The 21,266-nt window shown below is 69.0% G+C and carries 26 protein-coding genes and 1 riboswitch; of the genes, 7 read left to right on the top strand and 19 right to left on the bottom strand.

The features are described from left to right. Nucleotides 1-37 precede the first annotated feature (37 nt). Nucleotides 38-529: an SseB family protein gene (locus EV653_RS34160; RefSeq protein ID WP_134109154.1), complete on the bottom strand. Its 492-nt coding sequence runs from the start codon at nt 527-529 to the stop codon at nt 38-40. Nucleotides 530-811: 282 nt separating this feature from the next. On the opposite strand from EV653_RS34160, the gene EV653_RS34155 reads away from it, so the two are divergent. Together EV653_RS34155 and EV653_RS34150 are read left to right on the top strand one after the other, a co-directional pair. Then, entirely contained in the window at nt 812-1,318 is a 507-nt protein-coding gene (locus tag EV653_RS34155; RefSeq protein WP_134109152.1) for a hypothetical protein, read from the top strand. Further along, nucleotides 1,305-1,976, top strand: a complete 672-nt coding sequence (locus EV653_RS34150; protein ID WP_134109150.1) for a uridine kinase family protein — start codon at nt 1,305-1,307, stop codon at nt 1,974-1,976. The genes EV653_RS34155 and EV653_RS34150 overlap by 14 nt, the downstream gene beginning before the upstream one ends. On the opposite strand, the gene EV653_RS41820 is transcribed toward EV653_RS34150, so the two are convergent. The 4 genes from EV653_RS41820 to EV653_RS34130 all read right to left on the bottom strand — a co-directional run bounded on the left by EV653_RS41820 (nt 1,930) and on the right by EV653_RS34130 (nt 5,010). Then, nucleotides 1,930-2,877, bottom strand: a complete 948-nt coding sequence (locus tag EV653_RS41820; protein ID WP_202871946.1) for a class I SAM-dependent methyltransferase — start codon at nt 2,875-2,877, stop codon at nt 1,930-1,932. The genes EV653_RS34150 and EV653_RS41820 overlap by 47 nt on opposite strands. Nucleotides 2,878-3,005: 128 nt before the next feature. Further along, entirely contained in the window at nt 3,006-3,446 is a 441-nt protein-coding gene (locus EV653_RS34140) for a globin domain-containing protein (protein ID WP_134109148.1), read from the bottom strand. 5 nt (nt 3,447-3,451) lie between these two features. Beyond that, nucleotides 3,452-4,672 carry an RNA polymerase sigma factor gene (locus tag EV653_RS34135; RefSeq protein ID WP_134109146.1) on the bottom strand — a complete coding sequence of 407 codons (1,221 nt, stop codon included), beginning with the start codon at nt 4,670-4,672 and terminating at the stop codon, nt 3,452-3,454. A gap of 2 nt (nt 4,673-4,674) precedes the next feature. Continuing rightward, nucleotides 4,675-5,010 carry a YciI family protein gene (locus tag EV653_RS34130; protein ID WP_202871974.1) on the bottom strand — a complete coding sequence of 112 codons (336 nt, stop codon included), beginning with the start codon at nt 5,008-5,010 and terminating at the stop codon, nt 4,675-4,677. Nucleotides 5,011-5,099: 89 nt separating this feature from the next. Between EV653_RS34130 and EV653_RS34125 the strand changes: the two genes are divergently transcribed. Next, entirely contained in the window at nt 5,100-5,984 is an 885-nt protein-coding gene (locus EV653_RS34125; protein WP_134109142.1) for an aldose 1-epimerase family protein, read from the top strand. Here the strand turns inward: EV653_RS34125 and EV653_RS34120 are convergent. From EV653_RS34120 to EV653_RS34110, 3 genes are all read right to left on the bottom strand, one after another. Then, nucleotides 5,962-6,423 (bottom strand): PH domain-containing protein, encoded by a 462-nt coding sequence (locus EV653_RS34120; protein ID WP_134109140.1) that lies wholly within the window; start codon nt 6,421-6,423, stop codon nt 5,962-5,964. The genes EV653_RS34125 and EV653_RS34120 overlap by 23 nt on opposite strands. Before the next feature lie 165 nt (nt 6,424-6,588). After that, entirely contained in the window at nt 6,589-7,437 is an 849-nt protein-coding gene (gene hisG / locus EV653_RS34115; RefSeq protein ID WP_134109138.1) for an ATP phosphoribosyltransferase, read from the bottom strand. A 51-nt stretch (nt 7,438-7,488) separates the two neighbouring features. Then, nucleotides 7,489-7,752, bottom strand: coding sequence for a phosphoribosyl-ATP diphosphatase (locus EV653_RS34110; RefSeq protein ID WP_134109136.1), 264 nt, complete (start codon nt 7,750-7,752; stop codon nt 7,489-7,491). Between the two features lie 102 nt (nt 7,753-7,854). Between EV653_RS34110 and EV653_RS34105 the strand changes: the two genes are divergently transcribed. After that, nucleotides 7,855-8,259, top strand: coding sequence for a VOC family protein (locus tag EV653_RS34105; RefSeq protein ID WP_134109134.1), 405 nt, complete (start codon nt 7,855-7,857; stop codon nt 8,257-8,259). Here the strand turns inward: EV653_RS34105 and EV653_RS34100 are convergent. Further along, a complete protein-coding gene (locus EV653_RS34100) occupies nt 8,236-8,925 on the bottom strand; it encodes an MBL fold metallo-hydrolase (protein ID WP_134109123.1) in 690 nt (229 codons plus the stop codon). The genes EV653_RS34105 and EV653_RS34100 overlap by 24 nt on opposite strands. An 18-nt stretch (nt 8,926-8,943) precedes the next feature. Here EV653_RS34100 and EV653_RS34095 point away from each other — a divergent pair, with 18 nt between their 5' ends. Then, nucleotides 8,944-9,903, top strand: a complete 960-nt coding sequence (locus EV653_RS34095) for a P1 family peptidase (protein WP_134109121.1) — start codon at nt 8,944-8,946, stop codon at nt 9,901-9,903. Here EV653_RS34095 and EV653_RS34090 read toward each other — a convergent pair. Together EV653_RS34090 and EV653_RS34085 are read right to left on the bottom strand one after the other, a co-directional pair. Continuing rightward, a complete protein-coding gene (locus EV653_RS34090) occupies nt 9,884-10,387 on the bottom strand; it encodes a DUF1772 domain-containing protein (protein ID WP_134109119.1) in 504 nt (167 codons plus the stop codon). The genes EV653_RS34095 and EV653_RS34090 overlap by 20 nt on opposite strands. After that, nucleotides 10,387-11,025 (bottom strand): NAD(P)-dependent oxidoreductase, encoded by a 639-nt coding sequence (locus tag EV653_RS34085; RefSeq protein ID WP_134109117.1) that lies wholly within the window; start codon nt 11,023-11,025, stop codon nt 10,387-10,389. Before EV653_RS34085 ends, EV653_RS34090 begins: the two co-directional genes overlap by 1 nt. Before the next feature lie 64 nt (nt 11,026-11,089). On the opposite strand from EV653_RS34085, the gene EV653_RS34080 reads away from it, so the two are divergent. Further along, the gene (locus EV653_RS34080; protein WP_134109115.1) at nt 11,090-11,572 is read left to right on the top strand and encodes a MarR family transcriptional regulator; all 483 of its coding nucleotides are present in this window, start codon (nt 11,090-11,092) and stop codon (nt 11,570-11,572) included. Here the strand turns inward: EV653_RS34080 and EV653_RS34075 are convergent. Next, nucleotides 11,563-12,528, bottom strand: coding sequence for a helix-turn-helix transcriptional regulator (locus EV653_RS34075; RefSeq protein WP_134109113.1), 966 nt, complete (start codon nt 12,526-12,528; stop codon nt 11,563-11,565). The two genes, EV653_RS34080 and EV653_RS34075, sit on opposite strands and share 10 nt — an antisense overlap. Nucleotides 12,529-12,591: 63 nt before the next feature. On the opposite strand from EV653_RS34075, the gene EV653_RS41815 reads away from it, so the two are divergent. Continuing rightward, nucleotides 12,592-13,551 (top strand): hypothetical protein, encoded by a 960-nt coding sequence (locus tag EV653_RS41815; protein WP_202871945.1) that lies wholly within the window; start codon nt 12,592-12,594, stop codon nt 13,549-13,551. 502 nt (nt 13,552-14,053) lie between these two features. On the opposite strand, the gene ribH is transcribed toward EV653_RS41815, so the two are convergent. The 7 genes from ribH to EV653_RS42370 all read right to left on the bottom strand — a co-directional run bounded on the left by ribH (nt 14,054) and on the right by EV653_RS42370 (nt 21,266). Next, a complete protein-coding gene (ribH, locus tag EV653_RS34065; protein WP_134109111.1) occupies nt 14,054-14,524 on the bottom strand; it encodes a 6,7-dimethyl-8-ribityllumazine synthase in 471 nt (156 codons plus the stop codon). Continuing rightward, nucleotides 14,524-15,762: a bifunctional 3,4-dihydroxy-2-butanone-4-phosphate synthase/GTP cyclohydrolase II gene (locus EV653_RS34060; RefSeq protein ID WP_134109109.1), complete on the bottom strand. Its 1,239-nt coding sequence runs from the start codon at nt 15,760-15,762 to the stop codon at nt 14,524-14,526. Before EV653_RS34060 ends, ribH begins: the two co-directional genes overlap by 1 nt. A 1-nt stretch (nt 15,763) precedes the next feature. Continuing rightward, on the bottom strand, nt 15,764-16,438 hold the full coding sequence (pnuC, locus tag EV653_RS34055) for a nicotinamide riboside transporter PnuC (protein ID WP_134109107.1): 675 nt from the start codon (nt 16,436-16,438) through the stop codon (nt 15,764-15,766). Continuing rightward, the gene (locus EV653_RS34050; protein ID WP_134109105.1) at nt 16,435-17,040 is read right to left on the bottom strand and encodes a riboflavin synthase; all 606 of its coding nucleotides are present in this window, start codon (nt 17,038-17,040) and stop codon (nt 16,435-16,437) included. Before EV653_RS34050 ends, pnuC begins: the two co-directional genes overlap by 4 nt. Then, nucleotides 17,041-18,051: a bifunctional diaminohydroxyphosphoribosylaminopyrimidine deaminase/5-amino-6-(5-phosphoribosylamino)uracil reductase RibD gene (ribD, locus tag EV653_RS34045; RefSeq protein ID WP_134109103.1), complete on the bottom strand. Its 1,011-nt coding sequence runs from the start codon at nt 18,049-18,051 to the stop codon at nt 17,041-17,043. It lies immediately after the preceding gene. A gap of 156 nt (nt 18,052-18,207) precedes the next feature. Continuing rightward, a riboswitch (FMN riboswitch) is annotated at nt 18,208-18,339 on the bottom strand. 58 nt (nt 18,340-18,397) lie between these two features. Beyond that, nucleotides 18,398-19,723, bottom strand: coding sequence for an MFS transporter (locus EV653_RS34040; RefSeq protein WP_202871944.1), 1,326 nt, complete (start codon nt 19,721-19,723; stop codon nt 18,398-18,400). Nucleotides 19,724-19,772: 49 nt separating this feature from the next. Next, nucleotides 19,773-21,266, bottom strand: coding sequence for a serine/threonine-protein kinase (locus EV653_RS42370; RefSeq protein WP_238160613.1), 1,494 nt, complete (start codon nt 21,264-21,266; stop codon nt 19,773-19,775).

Here is a 21,266-nt window from a genome sequence, read left to right as displayed (position 1 = left end):
AAGTCGGCGCTCCACGGCTGTTTCTTTCCGGAAAGGCTCAGCGGGCCGGCTCGATCCACCCGTAGCCGCCGTCTTCCAGGCGAACGACCTGGAGGCCGGCGGCCAATCGGCGTACGTCGTCGGTCTCGATCACACCCGCGGCCGGCCCGGCGATGTCCAGCACGATCGCCGCCGCGCCTTCCTGGATCGCCGCGGTAGCCACCAACTGCGCCTGGGCCGGCATCGGCCGGGCCTCCGGGCTCCACCGGGCCAGGCTCTCGGTGCCGGTGAACGCGAGCAGCGCGTTCCGCCCGTCCTGCCCCTGGAGCAGCGCGACCGCCATGTCCGAGGTCTTGTCGTGCGCCAGCCCGTTCTCGTCGTACTCGACCTCGCCGAGCATCGCCACCACGGGCACCAGCAACCGTGCCCTGGTCAGCGCGGCCAGCATCGCGCCGTCGTCACCCTGCGCAAGCGCGGCCGCGAGCGCGGGATCCGCCGTACCGTCGTCGTTGTCGAACCCGGTGAACGCTAGCCGCCGCTCTGGTTGCATGCCTGCATTCTCGCCGGACCCGGACCGCCACCACTCACCAACCCCACCGGTTCGCCGCGCGGGCCGCTCGCCCAGGCGGGCTGCCGGCGGCGAGCCGGAGCTTGGTCAGTGGCGGAGGTCCGGATCCGCAGGCCATCACAATTGCCCGCGCAGGGCGGGGGCGCGCTCGGGCGGAGGAGCGGGCGCCGATCGTGATGGCCTGGGGATCCGGGGCGCGGTTTCAGGGGTACGTCAGGGCACTTCCCCCCTTGGTTCCGGCGGGGACTGTGCGAGCCTGGGTATGTGCCTGATTTCAACGATTTGACGCTGCTGCCGTTCTGCGTAGGCCTCACGCTGCTCGGTCTGATCGGCTCGTGGTTCGCCTGGCGGCGACGCGGGGTGGCGGCCGGCACGCGCGGCGTGGCTTGGTCCCTGCTGCCGGTCTCGCTGTACCTGACCGGTCTGCTGGAGCTGGTCTGGGACGTGGTCCGCTCGACGGTGAGCTGGGTCACGCACTTGATCTTCTCGCCGACCGTCTGGGCCGGGGTCGCGCTGTTCGGCGTCTCGGTGGTGCTCTACGTCGTGTCGGGTGTAGCCCGGGGGCGTGGAGGGAACCAGAAGGCGGAGAAGTCACTGAAGGCACAGAACAAGCCCGCCTCGCCCGCGGGAGAGTTGACTGCGACGGGCCCGGCGCCCGCCTCGGCCAGCACCGCCAAAGCTGCCAAGCCGTCAAAGGGGAAGGCGAAGCAGCAGGATTCGTCGGAGTTCGACGAGATCGAGGACATCCTGAAGCGCCATGGAATCAACTGACAAGGCCGCTGACCACGGCTCACCCCTGACCATCGACTCGCTGCTCGACAATGTCCAGGCCGGCTCGCCTCAACTGGGCCGGACTCGACTGATCGGCATCGACGGTCCCGCCGGATCCGGCAAGACGACTGTCGCCGCTCACTTGCAGGCGCGGGCCGAGGCCCGCGACCTGAACACCTACGTCATCCACATGGACGACCTGTACGACGGCTGGACCGGAGCCGAGCGCGGATTCGGTCTGCTCCGCGACCACGTACTACAGCGCCTTGCGGAGGGTCGAGAGGGCCGCTACCGCCGCTACGACTGGTACGTCGGCGCCTACGCCGAGCTGCACGTCGTACCGAGCACTGTGGATCTGCTCATCGTCGAGGGTGTCACCGCCTGCGACCGGGACTCGGCGCACTGGCAGTCGCTGCGGCTCTGGGTCGAGACGTCGAACGAGGTTCGCCTCGAGCGCGGCATCGAGCGCGACGGCGAGCCCCTCCGTGACCACTGGCTCGAGTGGATGCGCTGGGAGCGCGACCATTTCGCCGAGCAGGCCACTCGTTCGCGAGCCCATGTGATCGTCGACGGCGATCCGGCCATCCCGTTCGACCCTGCGGTGGAGCTTGTCACGAAGTCGGTGGCGCTGCCTCCGCACGACTCAGCGGCTTCCTAGCGCTGATCAACCGCGCCTGCGGATGGTGGACCCACTCCCCCGCCGGCGCCTTCGCCAGGTAGTTCGCCCGCAGCTCCGCGATGTACTCGTCACCACGTGCCAACGCGGTCGCACGCAGCGGGCCTGAGCGGTCGGCCGCATCGAAGTACGCCGCTGCACTGGGATGCACCATCGGGTACGACCGCAGTTCGTCCCGCTCGATCACCGCACCGTCGAGCGCCGGGATCAGCGCGTCCTCCCACGAGCGGTCGCGCCGGCCGTCGATCACCTCGTCCAGCAGCGCGAACGGACCGGTCTCCTCGGCAAACTCGGGCCAGTAGACGACACAGAGCCGGCCGCCCGGTCGAAGCGCGTCGTACCACGACCGGATCGCGGCAGGCGGATCAGGCAACTGCTGAAGTCCGAAAACAGACACGACCGCCGCCGCGCCCCAAGCCGGATCAAGCGCGGCAGCATCCCCCTGAACCACCTCAACAAGCGAACCCCCGTCGGAGCCAAGCCCATCGGCCCCATGCCCACCGGCCCCAAGCCCACCGGCGCCAAGCCCGCCCGCGCCAACCCCATCGGCCGCAATCCCATCCGCGCCAAGCCCGTCGGCACGAACCCCATCCGCGCCAAGCCCGCCCGCGCCAAGCCCGTCGGCACGAACCCCATCCGCGCCAAGGCCGCCCGCGCCAGGCCCGTCGGCCCGAACCCCACCGGCGCGAACCCCGTCCGCGCGGAGGCTGGCGGCGCGGAGGCTGGCGGCGCGGAGGCTGGCGGCGCGGAGGCTGGCGGCGCGGAGGTTGGCCAGGCGGACCATTTCGGCGGACAGGTCGATGCCGACGATTCGCCGGTCGGGGAACCACGGGGCGAGCAGTTCGAGTTCGGGGAAGGTCCCGCAGCAGGGCACGACGACCATACCAAACGGTATGGTATGGACAGCGTCAACCGCGGCTTGCACCCACGGAGCGAAGCGCGGCACGAAGTACTGTTCGTAGCCCTCGGCCGCCTCGTCCCAGCTGCGGGCGAGCCTCGAGAGGCGGTCCGTCACGTCTGCAGGCCATCCCAGGACCAGCGCGGGATCGTCAGGTCGTCGGCGACGTCGGCCGTGTTGTGGCGGTACATCGTGGTGAACGTCGCCCAGGCGAAGTAGTCGTGCAGCACCTGGCGGAGCTTCGGATCGGTCAGCCCGGCGTCGGTCATCGCCTCGTCGAAGCGCTCGATCGCGAGCCGGTTCATCTCGTCGTGCTCGCCGTTCCCGCTGTGCCGCCGCTCGACGTACGCCTCGTCGCCATAAACACCGGTGTAGCCCTCGGGCCCGCCGAGCGACTCGGCCCAGTACGCCGCCAGCCGCTCGATGTGATCCGGCTGAATCTCACCGTGGAACGCATGACTGACAACCTCGTCGGCCATCACCCGCTCGTGCCAGGCCTGCGCCAGCCGGAGCATGCCTTCGGACCCACCCGCCGCTTCGTAAACGGTCTCCATGGCGCTCAAGTCTGCTCCATCGACGCGATCCGGTCACGTGCGTGCGCCCGCTCGGGTTCGGAACCCGCCAGCCGAAGGGCACGCTCGTACGCCGCGGTTGCCTCGGGCAAGCGTCCGAGGCGGTGCAGCAGATCGGCCCGGGCGAGGGCGAACGGGTGGTAGTCGCGCAGCCGTGGTTCGTCGGCCAGCTCGTCCAGGAGCGCGAGGCCGGCCTCGGCGCCGTCGCGCATCGCGATCGCGGCGGCCCGGTTGAGCGCGACCACCGGCGAGGGGTCGAGTTCCAGCAGTACGTCGTACAGCGCGACGATCTGCGCCCAGTCGGTGTCCGCGAAGTCGGCCGCCTCGTCGTGCAACGCCGCGATCGCAGCCTGCACTGCATACGGTCCGGCGCCGCCGGTGAGCGCCGCGACGACCAGGCCGCGCCCCTCGGCGATCAGCTCCGCATCCCAACGGGCACGATCCTGGTCCTCGAGGAGCACCAGCCGCCCGTCCGGACCACTGCGGGCGTCGCGGCGAGCATGGACGAGCAGCATCAACGCCAACAGCCCCGTCACCTCGCGCTCGGCGGGGAGGAGCCGGTGCAGGATCCGGGCCAGCCGGATCGCTTCCTCGGCGAGGTCGAGGCGCTGCAGGTACGGTCCCGAGCTGGCGGCGTACCCCTCGGTGAAGACCGAGTAGACGACCTGCAGTACGCCGGGCAGCCGCTCCGGCAACTCGCCCGGACCGGGCACGCGGAACGGGATCCGCGCATCACGGATCTTCTGCTTCGCCCGCACGATCCGCTTCGCCATCGTCGCGGTCGGCACCAGGAACGCCCGCGCAACCTCTGGCGTGGTCAGACCAGCCAGGCAGCGGAGCGTCAGCGCACCACGATCCTCGGCCGCGAGCGCGGGGTGGGTGCAGGTGAAGAACAGCTGCAACCGTTCGTCCGGCAGCTCCTCCCCGGTCGCTTGCGGCGCGGCCCGGTCCATGTCGACCTGCAGTACGGCGAGCTTGGCGGCGTACACCTGGTCGCGCCGGAGCCGGTCGACCGCCTTCCGCCGGGCGGTCGTCATCAGCCAACCGCCCGGGTTCGGCGGTACGCCGTCGACCGGCCAGCGCACCAGCGCCGCCTCGATCGCCTCCGACGTGACTTCCTCGGCCAGGTCGAGGTCCCCGAACCGCCGGGCGAGCGCGGCCAGCAGCCGCCCGCGCTCCTCGCGGAAGACCGCCTCGACCTGATCCATCGTCAGAAGTCCGCGACCGGCCGAACCACGACCGAGCCGCCGGCCCGCGACCCCGGGCACTTCGCGGCCCAATCGAGCGCGACATCCAGATCCGGTACGTCGATCACGTAGAACCCGCCGAGCACCTCGCGGGTCTCCGCGAACGGACCGTCGGTCACGGTCCGCTTGCCGTCGTTGGCCACCTGAACGCGGGTCGCGGTGACCAGATCGGCGAGCGACTCCGACGCGACCACCACCCCGGAGTCGGTGATCTCCTTGTCGAACCGCATCCAGTCCTCCGGTTCGCACCCGACCGGCGCGTTCTCCGTGTCGAGCTCGCCGGCGTTGATCAGCAGCATGTACTTCACGTCGTACCTCCTGGGAGCGTGTTTACAGCATGACCACGAACGGGTTCGCCCTCGATGGACAGGTCAGTCAGGATTGGACCATGAATGTTTTGCCATCGGGTGAGCAGTGGGTCCTCCGCGGCGGCGGGTACGAGGCGACGGTGGTGAGCGTCGGCGGCGGGTTGCGCGGGCTCACGTACGACGGCCGCCCGGTCCTGCTCGGGTACGGCGAGGACGAGGCGGCGCATGCGGGTATCGGGCAGCATCTGTTCCCGTGGCCGAATCGCATCACCGACGGGAAGTACACGTTCGAGGGCGCCGAGCAGCAGCTGTACCTGACCGAGCCGGCCCGCTTGAACGCCATCCACGGCCTGACCCGCTGGGCCAACTGGCTCCGGGTGGACGACGGCTCAGACCCCGCCGCGCTGGTCGCCGGCCACCGTCTCCACGGTCAACCCGGCTACCCGCACCAACTGGACCTGCGCCTCGACTACCGCCTGGCCGACGGGCTGACCGTCACCGCCACTGCAACCAACATCGGTAGGACCGCCGCGCCCTACGGCTACGGAGCACATCCCTATCTCAGCGTTGGACGCTCGATCGACGACTGCGTACTCGAGTTCACCGCCTCCCAACGGCTGGAAGTGTCCGCAGACCGCATGCAGCCCGTGGGACTCACACCGGTCGCCGGCTCGGAGTACGACTTCAGCGGTGGACGCGTCATCGGAGCCACCTCGATCGACAACGCCTTCACCGGCTTGGACGGCACGTGGACGGTCTCGTTGACGGATCCCGACTCCGGCGCGAGGTCGGCGCTGACCAGCGACACGCCCTGGATGCAGCTGTTCACGGGCGAAGCGGTCGGACGTACTGCGCTGGCGGTCGAGCCGATGACCTGTCCGCCGGACGCGTTCATCACCGGGCAGGACCTGGTCGTCCTGCAGCCCGGCGAGTCGCACACGACTAGTTTTTCGGTGGCCGTTTAGCGCCGGCGCCATGGTCGCGAGCCACCGCCGCGAGTTCCTTCGCGGCGCGGCTCGCCCGCGCTCCCTCCGCGGCCTGAACCGCGAGGATGCCGATCCGGTTGCCGTCGGCATCGAACAGCTGCAGCCACGCGTCCCCCGGCCGGAACCGCAGTCCGCTGATCTCCGACCAGGTCAGCATGTACGTCTTGAACACGTTCCGCACCCGGAGCCCGTCGGCGTACGCCGTCACGCGCAGCGTCGTCATCCGGTACAGGATCCAGAACACCGCGCCGAAGAACGCGATCAACGTCAGCCGCTGGAACCAGCTGAACGAGTCCCTGGCATCGGCCGGCAGCCGGATCCAGATCACCCCGAACACCGCCAGCAGCGACAGGCCCATCACGCCTGCCATCAGCGCGAGAATCCGCGGATGGAAGGTGAAGAGCCTGTCGGCGGACATCTCAGAGGGCATCGTGAACCCCTGCGCCGTCGCGAGCAGGTGCTCGGCGGAGTGCCTCGGTGTGCTGGAGGCGAGGTCTCGATGCGGAGCATCGTGGCCTTGCCTCCAGTGCAGCGAGGTGCCCGCCGAGTGCCGCGCAGTAGGTGCAGGGGTTCACGATGCCCTCTAAATCCGGCAGGCGTGGATGTCTGTGGTGAGGATGGCACGGGCGCCCACCTCCCACAGTTGGTCCATCAGGCGCTGCGCCTCGGCACGTTGCACCATCACGCGGACGGCGACCCAGCCCTGCTTGTGCAGCGGAGAGATCGTCGGCGACTCCAGGCCGGGCGCGACCGAGGTGGCCGCGTCGACGTCCTCGGCGCGGATGTCGTAGTCCATCATCACGTAGTTCCGGGCGATCAGGACGCCTTCGAGGCGGCGGATCAACTGGTGCATGCCGTTCGGCGGGTTCTCGACGCCGTGCCGCTTGATCAGCACGGCCTCGGACTTCAGGATCGGCTCGCCGAATACCTCGAGTCCGGCCTGGCGCAGCGTCGTACCGGTCTCCACCACATCGGCGATCACGTCGGCCACCCCGAGTTGAACGGCCGATTCGACCGCGCCGTCCAGGCGGACGACGGACGCGTCGACGCCGTTCTCGGCCAGGTGGTCCTGGAGCACCCCGGCGTACGAGGTGGCGATGCGCTTCCCGGCCAGGTCCTTGATCGAGTCCGCGACCCCGGGCCGCCCGGCGAACCGGAACGTGGACGAGCCGAACCCGAGACCCATGATCACGTCGGCGTCGGCGTGCGAGTCGAGCACGAGGTCACGACCGGAGATGCCGACGTCGAGGGTGCCCTCGCCGACGTACACCGCGATGTCGCGGGGACGGAGGTAGTAGAACTCGACCTCGTTGGCCGAGTCGGTGAGCGTGAGGTCCTTGGTGCTCCGGCGCTGCTTGTAGCCGGCTTCGACGAGCATCTCGGTGGCGGCTTCGCTCAGCGAGCCCTTGTTCGGTACTGCGACGCGCAGCATGGCGACTGCCCTTTCTGGGGGTGTGAACCGGTGATCTGTGGGAGGGGGCTCCTACAGATGTCGGTACACGTCCTCGAGGTCGAGGCCGAGGGCATGCATCATCACCTGAGCGTGGTAGAAGAGCTGTGACAGCTCCTCCGCGGCGCGCTCCTTGCCCTCGTACTCCGCTGCCATCCATGACTCGGCGGCCTCTTCGACCAGCTTCTTGCCGATCGCGTGCACGCCGGCATCGAGCGCCGCCACGGTCCCGGAACCCTCCGGCCGCGTCGCCGCCTTCTCACCCAGCTCGGCAAACAGCTCCTCAAAACTCTTCATCGCGCGCCCAGCCTACGGGGTCCCGCCGGCACCTACCGCCCCCAGGTCCGCCGATCGGACCGGCCCGGCCCTGATGTGTGGGTTACTGGGCAGATGGACGGAATGGACGGATTCGCACAGATCTCCGTGATGCTCGCTGTCGAAGACGCGCCGGCTGCCGCGTCCTGGTACGCCGAGGCGCTCGGCGCGGTCGAACTCTGGAACCTCGGCAGCGTGATCGGGCTGAGCGTGAACGGTGCTCCGGTCTTCCTCGGCGAGCCGGGGAACAACATCTGGAAGACGCCCGCGGAGACCGGTGCTCCGACGGTCCGGGTCGAGATGTTCGTGGACGATCCGGACGGTTTCGTGCAGCGCGCCGTCGAGGCGGGCGCCGACGGGAGCTTCGACCCGGTCCGCGATCACGAGGTGCCTTGGGGGACGCACCGGCAGGGCTCGTTCCTGGACCCGTTCGGCCACTTGTGGTTCGTCGGCGACAGGTCGCCGCTAGGACCCAGCGAGCGCGGCTGATCTGCTCCGCGGCGCCGAGTGCGCGTCGACGTACCAGTCGTGCTGCTCGGACAGGAATCGCTTGACCATGCCGTAGTCGAGGGCGTCGTCGGGCGTGCGGAGGTGGTACGGCGGCGGGTAGAACGCGTCGCCGAGCAGGGCGACACCGTCTGCGACGACGATGAGCGAGTCCGGGGCGTGGTTTCCGCCGACATGACGCAGTACGACGCCCGTCGGCAGGGTGAGGGTGTCGTCGAAGGTCTCGTCGGGGAGAACGATGCGGAAGCCGGACCAGTCGGGTACGGCGAGCGCACGCGCGCGGAAGCTCGGTCCGAGTCTGGGGTTGGCCTCGACCTGGTCGCGGAGGTAGCGGTGGCTCCACGGTTTCTGGGCTTCGCCGGTGAGGATCGGGACCGCTGACTCGTGGGCGACGACGGTGACGTCGTCCCAGGCGCACGCGCCCCAGGTGTGGTCCCAGTGATGATGGGTGTAGACGAGCCACCTCGGCTTGGGCAGTCCGGCAGTTGCTATTGCTGCTTGGACTGCTCGGGCGTGGTCCGGGCTGTTGCCGGCGTCGACGAGGACGGATCCAGCTTTGTCCGCGATGACGGCGACGGACGGGCGGATAGCGTCCGGGTCGGGGTCGTGTCCGTAGATCCAGACCCGGCCGGCGAGGTGCTCGAGCATGTGGCCGACGATAGCCGTGTGCAGAATCCCCGGAGAGTCCGCGAGCTCGGCGTCATCGTCGGCACCCTGCCCACCGGTCCGCTCAACGCGATCACGGACGTCCCCGGGGTCCGCGTCGGGCAGACCACGCTCACCGGCGACGGCCTGAACACCGGCGTCACCGCGATCGTCCCCGACGGGTACGCCGAGACCCTTCCGGCAGCTGTTGCTGTTGGCAACGGATACGGCAAGCTCATCGGCACGACCCAGGTCGACGAGCTCGGCGTGATCGAGACGCCGATCCTCCTCACCGGCACCCTGAGCACGTTCCGCGTCGCCGACGCCCTGGTCACTTGGCTCCTCGACCGCAACCCTCGCGCCACGAGCCTGAACCCGATCGTCGGCGAGACCAACGACGGCTACCTCTCGGACATCCGCAGCCGCCCCATAACTCCCGAGCACGTCCACGCCGCCCTGGACTCAGCCTCGTCATCCCTCCCCCTCGAAGGCTGCGCCGGCGCCGGCACCGGTACCACCGCCCTCGGCTTCAAGGCCGGCATCGGCACCGCCTCCCGCACCCTCAACGGGAACACGGTTGGAGTTCTGGTTCAGGCGAACTTCTCCGGCCTGCTGACTGTGCTCGGTCATCCGATCCCCGCAACGCCCATCGACGCGGACGGGAACAGCTGCATGATCGTGGTTGCGACCGATCTGCCGCTTGATTCTCGCCAGCTGGGGCGGCTTGCGCGGCGAGCAGTGTTTGCGATGGGCCGCGTCGGCTCGGACTTCGCGCCCGGGAGCGGCGACTATGCGATCGCCTTCACCAGCAACCGCACGCCGGGCTACGCCGACGGCGATCTCCGCGGCCCGTTCCAGGCCGTCACAGAATCAGTCGAGGAAGCGCTCCTCAACTCCCTCACGATGGCCCGAACCACCACAGGTCATCGCGGCCACACCGCTCACGCCGTACCCCACGACCTCATCCGCGGCCTGACATAGTCAGCTGCGAGATGCGACGCACGCGACTTTGCGCCGTCGCGTTGACCTGACTTGTCACGATCAGCAGCCCGAAGGCGAGCACGGCGGCGACTGTGCGGATCGCGTGCGCGACCTGCCATCGATCGCGGACGCTCGCCCAGTCGGACGGCGGGCTCTGCACCGACCACGCGGACTGGTCCGAGTTGATCGGCAGATTGATCGCGAACGTCGTCGCGAACACGATGACCAGCAACGCGATCGCCACCAGCACGACCCGCCGATCGTTGCCCCGAGCCCGGATCGCGAGCACCACGGTGGTGATCATTGCCGGGATCAACGTTGCCGAGGCCAACTTGTCCAGCGAGTCCAGCTCGACCAATCGCGTCTGCGTGTAGACCGCCGCATCGAAACCGCGTAACGAGTTCTCGAGCACCAGCACACACACGAGAAATCCAGCGAATACGCCGCTGAACAGCAAGCTCGCTGACCGCACGAATCGCGTCATCAGTACGACACCCCAACCGGCTGGTCGATCGTCGCCGGGTCATCCAGCACCGCAAGCATCAGATGCGCGACGTCGGCCCGCGAGACCGAGTACCCCCTGGTGACTGTGCCGCCGACGACCGTGCGGTAGTGACCGGTGAGTGGCTTGTTGTTGAGTTTCGGCGGGCGCACGACCGTCCAGTCCGTGGCGCTGCTCATGATCGCTGCCTCCATCAGCCGCAGGTCGGCGTAGACGTCGGCCGCGAAGGCGTTGATCATCGGGTAGATCACCCGGCGATTCAGAAAGCTCTCGTCGTCGGGCACCGGTCCCAGCGGCGCAGCGCTGATCGCGACGAACCGCCGTACTCCGGCGGCTTCCATGGCCGTCAGGATCGACCGCGTGCTGTTCGACGCGACCGGCCCGTCCTTGCGACCGCGGGCGCCCACCCCGGACACGACCGCCGTGCTCCCGTCGAGCGCCTCGCGCAGCGGCTCGGCGGCATCCAGACCCAGCACCCGGACCACCTCGAGGGACGGATGCTCCACCTCGAACGCCGACGACTTCCGCACCACCGCGGTCACCTTGTGACCCGCATCGAGCGCTTGCCGTACGACGTGACCGCCGATCCCACCCGTCGCACCGAACACCGTGATCCTCATCGCGCGTCTCCTTGCGCTATCGTAAATCTGATCTGTAACTCATATAGTACGGGAACCATAATATATGGAAAAGACAGAACCGAGTGACGCACGCCACCACCGGCGTACCGGCAACGAGATCAAGGCCGCGCTCCGCGACCTGCGGATCCAGCTCGCCCTGCTCAACCACCAGGTCGGCGGCAAGCTGGCGCTGAAGGACGTCGACCTGGACTGTCTCGACGTGCTCGCCCGCAGTGGACCACTGACGCCGAGTGCGCTGGCCCGGCAGGCGGGCCTGCATCCGGCCACGCTGACCGGCATCCTCGACCGGCTCGAGAAGGCCGGCTGGATCGCCCGGGACCGCGCGCGGGCGGACCGCCGCAGCGTCACGATCCGCGTACTGCCGGATCGCGGGATGGAGGTGTTCCGCCTGTACCAGCCGATGATCGGCGCGATGGACGACGTACTGGCGGAGTACAGCGAGCAGGAACTTGCACTGATCGCGGATTTCCTGCGCCGCAGCACCGAGGCCGGTCAGCGGGCCAACGGAGAGCTGGCTCAGGAGTAGAGGTCGTGGAGCGCCTGTCCGAGGTCGGCGAGTTCGGCTCGTAGCTCGGCGGGCTCGAGCACCTCAACCTCGGCGCCGAACCGGCTCAGTGAGGCTGCCGCGTTTCCGACCGACTCGATCGGGATCGTCACCACGACGCTCCCGTCGGGCTCCGGTTCGGCGGCCGCCACCGCCTTCACCAGGCTCGGGAACGAGACGTCGTACATCCTCGCGGCGAGTCGCGCGGAGACGCGTACGACGGCCTCATCGGTGTACCGGACGCGGTCGAACCCTTGGAGGTGGTCCTGCCAGAACTGGGTCAGGTTGAAGTCCGGGTCCCGCTCGAAGCTGTCCTCGGTCGGCGTCAGCTCGAGAATGTTGGAGACCCGGTACGTCCGGAGGCCCCGAGGCGTCGCGGCAACGACGTACCAACTGCCGTTCTTCAGGACGAGGCCGTGCGGCTCGAGGAGGCGCTCGACCTCGCGGGGTTCCTCCCAGCGGCGATACAGGACCTTGATGCGGCGGTCGTGGAGTACGGCGTCGGCGATGCCGGCGAGATGCGGTGAGTCCTCGGCGTCCTGATACCAGGCTGGTAGGTCGAGGTGGAAGCGGTTCTTGAGCCGGCCGGCACGGTCGCGTTGATCGGGCGCCAGGGCGGCGAGCAGCTTGAGCTCGGCCGCGCTGGTCTCGGCGGTGAGCCCGAGCGCCGCGGCCGCGCCCGGCATACCGACCAGGAACAGTGCGGCCGCTTCCTGCTCGGTCAGTCCGGTCAGCTTGGTGCGATAGCCGTCGACGAGTCGATAACCGCCGGCCCGCCCCTGATCGGCGTACACCGGAACCCCGGCCGCCGCGAGCGCCTCGACGTCGCGGTAGATCGTGCGCAGCGACACCTCGAGCTCATCGGCGAGTTCACGCGCCGTCAGCTGCCGGCGCGTCTGCAGCAACAGCAGGATCGACAACAGCCGGCTCGAACGCATCGTGTTCAGGTTAGCCGCGAACACTGCCATGGACTGTCAGGTATGACCGGCAGGCTTGGGTGCATGACGACATGGAACAAGGTCACCGGCGACTTCGACTTCCTCAACGGGTACTTCGACGTCCACCACCGCACGCTGAAACAGGCCTTCGCCAACTGCGACGAGTGGCTCGAGTACGACGGGACCACGACCGCCCACACGTACTTCGACGGACAGATCAGCATCGACGAGATGCGCTTCCCGACAAAGGGGTCGTACGGGTTGTCGCTGCGCGTGTTCGACCCGGAGGCTCGTCAATGGAGCATCTGGTGGGTCGACAGCCGGACGATGAAGCTCTATCCACCAGTGCACGGCGGCTGGTCGGAGGACGGGACCTCGTGCCGGCTCGTCGGCGAGGACTCGCTCGACGGGTTCCCGATTCTGTGCAGCTACGAATGGTCGGACATCACCGAGAAAACGGCGCACTGGGAGCAGGCGTACTCCAGCGACGGCGGCAAGACCTGGGAAACCAACTGGATCATGGACTTCACCCGGCGCGCCGATCCCCCGCCCGCCCTCGACGTACCGAAGCTCACCGACGACTTCGACTTCCTGGTCGGCCGCTGGTCGTTCCACAACCTCCGCCGCCGTCCGGTGCTCGGCGAGCCCTTCGAGTGGCACGAGTTCGACGCCGAACTGGAAGGTACGACGTACTTCGACGGCGCAATCAGCGTCGACGAAGGCTGGTACCCCACCGAGGGCTTCCGGGGTGCGACATTCCGCCTCTATGACCCCACGTCCCGCACCTGGGCAATCCACTGGATCAACAGCCAACGCGGCCACCTCGAAACCCCCGTCATCGGCTCGTTCAAGGGCGACACCGGCACCTTCGAAGGCCCCGACGAACTCAACGGCCAACCGATAGACGTCCGCTTCCTGTGGACCCGCGGCGTCGACAAGGCCTCGTGGGAACAGTCCTTCTCCACCGACGGCGGTCAGACCTGGACCGCCAACTGGCACATGAACCACACCCGGATCGGGTGACGTACTGCGTGAGGTACACCCCCGCGTGCTACGCGGGCGCTACCTTCGTCGCTCCGCTCCTCACCGCGCCCGCTCCACACGCACCCACCCACCCCCGGCTACCGCCGGTGCATCCTTTCGGCTTATCGCCGGGAGTGCCCGGCTGCCGCCGGGGTGCCGGCTTGGCGCCGGAAGTGCCCGGCTACCGCCGGGGTGCCGGCTTGGCGCCGGAAGTGCCCGGCTGCCGCCGGGAGTTGCGGGCTACCGCCCGCGGTGCTCGCTGGCGCTCGCGGGCGACTGCCATGTGGCGGCGGGTGCCTGGATCGAGGTGGATCGGCTGGCTACCTGGTTTGAGAATCCAGGCTGGTCCGTGTGCACGTGGACGGATCACGGGCGTCCTCGCCGGAGCCGAGTGACTTCCCGACGCTGCTGTCCCTGTGACGGCGAGCCGACCCGGCGGGCAGCCCGTCTTTGTGGAAACGAATGGTCGCTGGGCGGCAGAAAAGTTCCGCAAACTCCGCGGCTACAGTTTGCGGATGGCCGCCAAGGTCGAGAGAGCGGCCTGGGTTGCCTCGTAGCCCTTGTCTTCGCGGCTGTCGGGGAGCCCGGCGCGGTCGAGGGCCTGCGGGTCGTTGTCGCAGGTGAGTACGCCGAAGCCGACCGGGATCCCCGTGGTGACGCCGACCTGCATCAGACCGTCGGTCGCCGCCTGGCAGACGTATTCGAAGTGCGGGGTGTCGCCGCGGATCACCACGCCGAGCGCGACCACCGCGTCGTACCCGGACTTTGCTGCATGCAACGAAGCGACCGGCAGTTCGAAGGAACCGGGCACGCGGATGACCGTGTAGTCGCTCACCCCAGAGTCCTCCAACGCACGCACGGCGCCGGCGAGTAGGCCGTCGGTGACCTTCGGGTGCCACTGGGCCGCGACGATGGCGACGCGGGCGCCGTCGACCCGCGGGGCTTCGATGGTTGGTGCTCCACTGCCCGACATCAGCCGGCTCCGTTCTCTTCCGTGAGTACGCCGCCCGGCAGGTGATGCCCCATCCGGTCGCGCTTGGTCCGCAGGTACCGCAGGTTGTGCTCGGTCGGGTCGATCAAGATCCCACGACGCTCGACCACGTCGATGCCGTAGCCCTGGACCCCCGCGAGCTTGTCGGGATTGTTGGTGAGCAGCCGCACGGAAGTCACGCCCAGATCGGCCAGGATCTGCGCTCCAGTGCCGTAATCGCGAGCATCGGCGGGCAGCCCGAGGTCGAGGTTCGCGTCGACCGTGTCCCGGCCGGCGTCCTGCAGTTCGTACGCCTGCAGCTTGTGCAGCAACCCGATCCCACGCCCCTCATGACCGCGCAGGTAGACCACCACGCCACCCTCGGCCGCGACCTGTCGCATCGCCTCGTCCAACTGCGGCCCACAGTCGCACCGCAGCGACCCGAACACGTCCCCGGTCAGACACTCCGAGTGCAGCCGCACCAGAGTCGGACCATCGCCGATCGCCCCGCGCACCAACGCGAGCTGCTCCGACCCGTCCACCGTGTTGCGGTAGCCGTGGGCAACGAAATCGCCGTACTGCGTGGGTAGCGTCGTGGTCGCGACGCGCTCGATCTGAGACTCCGTACGACGCCGGTACCGGATCAGGTCGTCGATCGAGACCAGCACCAGACCGTGCTCGTCGGCGAACGCCCGCAGCTCCGCGCCGCGCTTCATCGTCCCGTCGTCGTTCACCATCTCCGAGATGACCGCAGCCGGCGTCAGTCCAGCCAGCCGCGCCAGGTCGATCGACGCCTCGGTGTGGCCGGGCCGCACGAGTACGCCGCCCTCGCGCCCGCGCAACGGAAACACGTGCCCCGGCTGCACAAGGTCGTACGACTCCGAGGCCGAATCCGTCAGTACCCGGATCGTCCGGGCCCGGTCAGCCGCCGAGATACCGGTGCTGATCCCGTCCCGCGCATCGACCGAGATCGTGTACGCCGTCCGCATCCGCTCGCGGTTGTGCGGCGTCATCAACGGGATCCCGAGCCGATCGAGCTCCGAGCCCTCCATCGGCACGCACACCACGCCGGAGCTGTAGCGGATCAGGAACGCCAGCAATTCCGGCGTCGCCTTGGACGCGGCGAAGATCAGGTCGCCCTCGTTCTCGCGGTCCTCGTCGTCGACCACGATCACCGGTCGCCCGGCGCGGATCTCGTCGATCGCATGCTCGATCGTGTCGAGTTTCAAGACGTTACCCATCTCAGCCCACCACCACTGGTTCCGGCGGAGCAACCCGCTCCCGGTTCTGGATCTTCCACCACGACGCGAATCCGACCACGCAGAACAGTCCGTACACGACGTACATCGTCGCCGACGGATAGAACTTCGCCTGCACCAGCAGCGGTACGCCGACCACGTCGACCGCGACCCAGATCAGCCAGAACTCGACGAACCCGCGGGCCATCCCGTACGTAGCCAGGATCGAACCGGTCAGGATCCACGCATCCCACTGCGGCCCCCACGAGCCGAGCTCACGCAGTACGAAGTACGAGATCGCGTACAGCACGACCGCAAGCCCGAGCAGTTCGATCCGCTCGCGCGTGGTCGCCCAGCGCGGCTGCACGCCCTTCGCAGCACCCTGGTGACGGGTCTGGTACCAGCGGTACCACCCGTACAGGCTGATCAGCGCGAAGAACACCTGCCGGCCCGCCTGGCCCCAGAGGTCCTTGTCCTGCGGGGTGTCGAAGATCCCGCCGACGAAGACCGTGAACAGCAGCACGTTGCCGACGATGCCGACCGGCCACGCGGCGACGAGCCGGCGCATGCCGAACAGCGCGCTGGCCAGACCGAACACGTTGCCGACGATCTCCCGGACGAGCACCGGCGAGCCGGCGATCGTCACCTGGGAGTGCAACAGCCAGTCGATCGGGTTCACTTGTTGCCTCCAGCAATTAGTCTCTCGACGTACTTCGCGATCACGTCGACCTCGAGGTTGACCGTGTCGCCGACCTTGTTCCGGCCGAGAACGGTCAGTTCGAGCGTGGTCGGGATCAGGCTGATCCCGAACGTCCCGGACGCGTCGTCGACGTCGGTCACGGTCAGCGAGACCCCGTCGACCGCGATCGAACCCTTCTCGGCGATGTATTTGAGGATCTCCGGCGTCGTCGCGATCCGGACGTCCTCCCAGTGCTCCCCCGGCGTACGGCTCGCGATGGTGCCGGTGCCGTCGACATGCCCCTGGACGATGTGGCCGCCCAGCCGCGCATGTGCGGTGACGGCACGCTCCAGGTTGACCGACGAGCCCTTGTCGAGGCCGCCGAGGCTGGTGCGCTGCAACGTCTCGCGCATCACGTCCGCGGTGAACACACCGTCGCCGTACTCGACCACCGTCAGGCAACAGCCGTTGACCGCGATCGAGTCGCCGTGGCCGGCGTCCTCGGTCACCTTCGGCCCGAGGATCGTGAGCCTCGCGGCGTCGCCGTCGAGCAGGTCCAAGGACTCGACCGTGCCGAGTTCTTCGATGATGCCGGTGAACATCTACTTTCCTCCCAGAGGAACCAGGGTCAGCCGGACGTCGTCACCCAGCCGGCTGACGTCCGCTAGCTTGAACCGCCGAAGGTGGTCGATCGATTCCGCGCCGAGATCGCCGACCGCCGCGAACCCGGAACCGAGGACCGCCGGGGCGACGTACGCGATGATCTCGTCGACCAGACCGGCGCGTACGAACGCCGCGGCCAGCGTCGGGCCGCCCTCGAGCCACAGGTGCCGGATCTGCCGGTCGTCCAGCTGCCGGAGCACCTCGGCGGGATCATGGGTCGGCAGCAGCAACGTTGCCGCGCGGTCGTTGCGGACCCGCGCGGTCGGCGGGATCTCGCGGTCGCCGACGACGACCCGCAGCGGCTGTCGCGCCGCCGGTACGTCGGTCTCGTCGCGGACCGTGAGTTCGGGGTCGTCGTCCAGCACGGTCTGGGTGCCGACGGCAATCGCGTCGCACTCCGCCCGATGCCGGTGTACGTCGGCGCGCGCGATCGGGCCGGTGATCCACTTGCTCGTCCGGTCCGGGGCCGCGGAGCGTCCGTCGAGCGTGGTCGCGAACTTCCAGGTGACGAACGGGCGACCCGTCCGAACACTGTGCAGCCACACTTGGTTGACCGCCTCGGCCTCGTCCCGCAGTACGCCCTCGACGACCTCGATGCTCTTGCTCGCCAGCTTGTCGGCGCCGCCGGCCGCAGTACGGTTCGGGTCCGGTACGGCGTACACGACGCGCGCGATCCCGGCCTCGATCAGGGCGTCGGCGCACGGGCCGGTCCGGCCGGTGTGGTTGCAGGGCTCGAGCGTGACGTACGCCGTACCGCCACGGGCCCGCGCTCCGGCCATTCGGAGCGCCTCGACCTCGGCATGCGGACCACCGGCAACGGCGTGGAAGCCCTCACCGACCGGATGCCCGTCCGGGCCGGTGATGACACAACCGACGACCGGGTTCGGATGGGTGCTGCCGACACCTTTCGCGGCCAGTTCGACCGCACGCCGCATCCACGCGACATCCATCGGCGAAGCGTTGCTCACTGCTCTTCGGTCCCTCGTCGTCACGGACGCACTACCGGGGTCTCGTGACGACCGGCGACCACGCTCCGCCACCCGGGCTTCGCCGTACGCCGCCACCTCGCGCACGTCCCGACCGGACGTCAGAGCACACCCGCCGACCGCGTGCGCCTCCCATCCGGACTTTCACCGTCGGTCCCGGAATTCCACCAGGTCAACCAGCTGCCGAACTGCAGCAGCCGGGTCGCGGACTATCACCGCCGGCTCGGAATTACACCGACCCCGGAGCACGCGAGTGGGTTCACTCGTGGTTCAAGTATGCCCCTCCCCGCAACCCGCACCACGACCCAGGTCACATCGTGGTCCGTTCCTCCACCTGATGCCGGCTCGGCGCGATCCGCCGGGTGAGGGCCAGAGCGCCCGCTGCCACCGCGCACGCCACCGCGACGGCGAGGACCAGCGGCCGGTACCCGAACGCGTCGGCCAGCCCGGCGCCGCCGAGCGGTCCGAGCGCCTTCGCGATCGTGGTCGGCGTACCCAGCATCCCGGCGATCGTCCCGAACCCGGCCGCGCCGTACCGCTCGAGCAGGATCGCCGGTGTCGCGATCGACGACACCCCGAACCCGAGCCCGAACAGCACCAGGCACCCGATCGCCCCCGCGACCTGGCGCCCGACGACCGGCAGCAGAGCGATCGCGACTGCCTGGATGGACAGGATCAGCGCAGTGATCGTCGCCATCGGCAACCACCGCGCGGACACGCTGGTCACCAGGCGGCCAGTCACCGACATCAGCCCAAGTAGGCCCGCGAGGCTGGCCGCTCGAGCCGGCGGGTGGCCGAGGCTGACCAGGTACAGCACCAGGTGCACGGAGATAACCGCCAGCGCCCCACTATGCACAACGAACCCTCCCGCAAGCACCCAGAACCCAGGATCCCGAAGCACCCTGCGGGGCGAACCCGCCCGCCTCGCACCGAGCTCCGCACTGTCGGCTGGCCCGTCGAAGGCGCGGTCGGCGGCGCGGTCGGCGGCGCGGTCGACAGGGCGGTCGACAGGGCGGTCGACAGGGCGGTCGACAGGGCGTGGTGGGCCGGGGTGGATGGCGAGGAGGTGGAGCGGGACGGTGATCGCGGCGAGGGTGCAGGCCAAGATGATCAGCGCCGTACGCCAGCCGTGCGCGTGGGCGAGGTACCCGGTGAGCGGCAGGAAGATCGAACTGGCCAACCCGCCGACCAGCGTGATCGTGAGGATGGAGTTCGTCCGCTTGGCGGGCTCGGCGACGGCGACCACGACGGCGAACGCGGGCGGATACAAGACCATCGCGCAGGCAACGCCGATCACCACGAACACGGCGTACAACTGAGCGACGTCCTGGACCTGCGACCACCCCAGTACGGCGATGGCAGCCAGCACCGAGCCGCTCGACATCAGCCCGCGCCCACCCCGCACGTCCAGCCGACGCCCAACTGGTATCGACATCAGACCGCTCACAAGTACTGCGGTGGTCGACGCTCCAACCGCCGTGGTGGTGGAGATGGACAGCTCCGCGCTCATCGGCCCGAGCAGGGCGCTGAATGCATAGGTGAGTACGCCGTACCCAACCGTCGTAGTGATCGCCAGCGCAGCCACCATCAGCCGCACCCGGTCACTCTTCGCCCCAGCGACCACTGTCGAACCCATCACCGACAGTCTTCCACGCCCCACCCGACCTGTTCCCGTGAATTACCCCTCACCGGAACAGCAACCAGGCTGCACTCCCCAACAACGCGACCGCCCCCACAAAACACCCAACCGCAACCACCCGCAGAACCCGCGCCCCAGCAGGAGCCGACGCGACTGCATTCACGCGTGCCGGCACACCGGCAGCGACAACCCTCTCCGAGGAACCAGAAGCGACCTCACCCACAGAAGCAGGCATGCCAGCTGCAGGCGAGCTCGCAGGTGCCCTGGCAGCAGCGGCTCCAGACGACCCCACCGGCATCCCTGACGCGGCAGCACCAGACCAGCCCAGCGGCGTCCCGGCCGCGGCAGCACCAGACGAACGCAGCGGCGTCCCCGCCGCGGCAGCACCAGACGAACGCAGCCGCGTCCCCGCCGCGGGGGCTCCAGACGGGTGCAGCGGTGGCTCGTCAGCCGGCGGCTGGGAGGTGGAAGCTTCGCCCACAAGGGGTGCGGCGACACCGCGCGTAGCGGCTTGCGCGGCCGCTTGCCCGGATCCCGCGTTCGAGGTGCTGGGTGTTGGCGACGTCTGGTGGGCGCGCGAACTGTCGGGGGTCCAGCTCAAGGCGCTGGGTGTTGGCGACGGCTGGTGGGCGCGGGGGCTGCCAGGGGTCCAGTTCGAGGTGCTGGGTGTTGGGGGTGGTTGGTGCGTGCGTGAGCCGGAGGAGGTCCAGTTCGGTGGGAGGGGTGGGAGCTGGTCGAAGACCTCGGGGGCGTCGGGGTCTCGGGCCCATGGCTCGGTTCCTGGGGGAGGTACGGCGCCGGTCGCGGCCAGCAGGCGCCCGGCGGAGGCTGCGGAGTCGGGGCGCTCGGATGGGTTCTTCGCCGTCAAGCGACGGACGAACTCGCCCAGGGCCCCGTCGAGGTCCGGAAGTTGGCCAGCTGTGCCGGGGCGCTCGCCGGTGAGGAGTTCGGCTGTGACGGCGCCGACGGCGTACAGGTCCTGGCGGGGGTCCGGGTCCGCGCCGGCCACCTGTTCCGGAGCGAGGTACCCGGGCGTGCCGAGGATCGTGCTGTGGCGGGTCATGCGCGGTTCGTCGAGGAGGCCGGCGACGCCGAAGTCCGACAGGCGCAGACGCGGCAGTCCGGTACCAGTGGCATCGAGCAGCAGATTGGCCGGCTTCACATCCCGATGTACGACGCGGGCCGCATGCACCGCGGACAGCCCGTGCAACAGCTGATCAACCAGCACGGCGACGTACGACTGAGGCAACGGACCATGATCGCCGAGCAGCGTCGCGACCGACCCGCCCCGAACCAGCTCCATCGCGAACACGACCTTGTCGTCGTCCGCGGCCCATCCGTGCGGAGCCACGACGTGCGGGTGCTCGATCCGCAGCGACTGTTCCCGCACGAACCGCAGCAGCGTCGCCGCATCGTGCTGTCCCAGCACCTTCGCCGCCACGTACGCGGCCCGCCGCAGGTCCCACGCCCGCCAGACCGAACCCATGCCTCCGGTCCCGACGAGGTCGATCAGCTGATACCGCCCGGCGAACGCCTCCAC

Source organism: Kribbella pratensis (genome assembly GCF_004365355.1).
In the GTDB taxonomy this organism is placed as follows: domain Bacteria; phylum Actinomycetota; class Actinomycetes; order Propionibacteriales; family Kribbellaceae; genus Kribbella.
The sequence above is the reverse complement of the archived record's forward strand: the minus strand, read 5'-3'. Positions and strand labels throughout refer to the sequence as shown.

Excerpts from the sequence above, each read along its gene's own strand:
- EV653_RS34120 (WP_134109140.1), bottom strand. The coding sequence starts at position 6,423 with ATGTCCGCCGACAGGCTCTTCACCTTCCATCCGCGGATTCTCGCGCTG.
- EV653_RS34130 (WP_202871974.1), bottom strand. The coding sequence starts at position 5,010 with ATGCTGCTGATCAACGCCGGCGAGCTCGACACGGAGAACGCGCCGGTC.
- hisG (WP_134109138.1), bottom strand. The coding sequence starts at position 7,437 with ATGCTGCGCGTCGCAGTACCGAACAAGGGCTCGCTGAGCGAAGCCGCC.
- EV653_RS34090 (WP_134109119.1), bottom strand. The coding sequence starts at position 10,387 with ATGACGCGATTCGTGCGGTCAGCGAGCTTGCTGTTCAGCGGCGTATTC.
- EV653_RS34160 (WP_134109154.1), bottom strand. The coding sequence starts at position 529 with ATGCAACCAGAGCGGCGGCTAGCGTTCACCGGGTTCGACAACGACGAC.
- EV653_RS41815 (WP_202871945.1), top strand. The coding sequence starts at position 12,592 with ATGACGACATGGAACAAGGTCACCGGCGACTTCGACTTCCTCAACGGG.
- EV653_RS34140 (WP_134109148.1), bottom strand. The coding sequence starts at position 3,446 with ATGGAGACCGTTTACGAAGCGGCGGGTGGGTCCGAAGGCATGCTCCGG.
- EV653_RS34135 (WP_134109146.1), bottom strand. The coding sequence starts at position 4,672 with ATGGATCAGGTCGAGGCGGTCTTCCGCGAGGAGCGCGGGCGGCTGCTG.
- EV653_RS34125 (WP_134109142.1), top strand. The coding sequence starts at position 5,100 with ATGAATGTTTTGCCATCGGGTGAGCAGTGGGTCCTCCGCGGCGGCGGG.
- EV653_RS41820 (WP_202871946.1), bottom strand. The coding sequence starts at position 2,877 with ATGGTCGTCGTGCCCTGCTGCGGGACCTTCCCCGAACTCGAACTGCTC.
- EV653_RS34050 (WP_134109105.1), bottom strand. The coding sequence starts at position 17,040 with ATGTTCACCGGCATCATCGAAGAACTCGGCACGGTCGAGTCCTTGGAC.
- EV653_RS34075 (WP_134109113.1), bottom strand. The coding sequence starts at position 12,528 with ATGCGTTCGAGCCGGCTGTTGTCGATCCTGCTGTTGCTGCAGACGCGC.
- ribD (WP_134109103.1), bottom strand. The coding sequence starts at position 18,051 with ATGGATGTCGCGTGGATGCGGCGTGCGGTCGAACTGGCCGCGAAAGGT.
- EV653_RS34085 (WP_134109117.1), bottom strand. The coding sequence starts at position 11,025 with ATGAGGATCACGGTGTTCGGTGCGACGGGTGGGATCGGCGGTCACGTC.
- ribH (WP_134109111.1), bottom strand. The coding sequence starts at position 14,524 with ATGTCGGGCAGTGGAGCACCAACCATCGAAGCCCCGCGGGTCGACGGC.
- EV653_RS34080 (WP_134109115.1), top strand. The coding sequence starts at position 11,090 with ATGGAAAAGACAGAACCGAGTGACGCACGCCACCACCGGCGTACCGGC.
- EV653_RS34150 (WP_134109150.1), top strand. The coding sequence starts at position 1,305 with ATGGAATCAACTGACAAGGCCGCTGACCACGGCTCACCCCTGACCATC.
- EV653_RS34105 (WP_134109134.1), top strand. The coding sequence starts at position 7,855 with ATGGACGGATTCGCACAGATCTCCGTGATGCTCGCTGTCGAAGACGCG.
- EV653_RS34060 (WP_134109109.1), bottom strand. The coding sequence starts at position 15,762 with ATGGGTAACGTCTTGAAACTCGACACGATCGAGCATGCGATCGACGAG.
- EV653_RS34100 (WP_134109123.1), bottom strand. The coding sequence starts at position 8,925 with ATGCTCGAGCACCTCGCCGGCCGGGTCTGGATCTACGGACACGACCCC.
- EV653_RS34040 (WP_202871944.1), bottom strand. The coding sequence starts at position 19,723 with ATGGGTTCGACAGTGGTCGCTGGGGCGAAGAGTGACCGGGTGCGGCTG.
- EV653_RS34110 (WP_134109136.1), bottom strand. The coding sequence starts at position 7,752 with ATGAAGAGTTTTGAGGAGCTGTTTGCCGAGCTGGGTGAGAAGGCGGCG.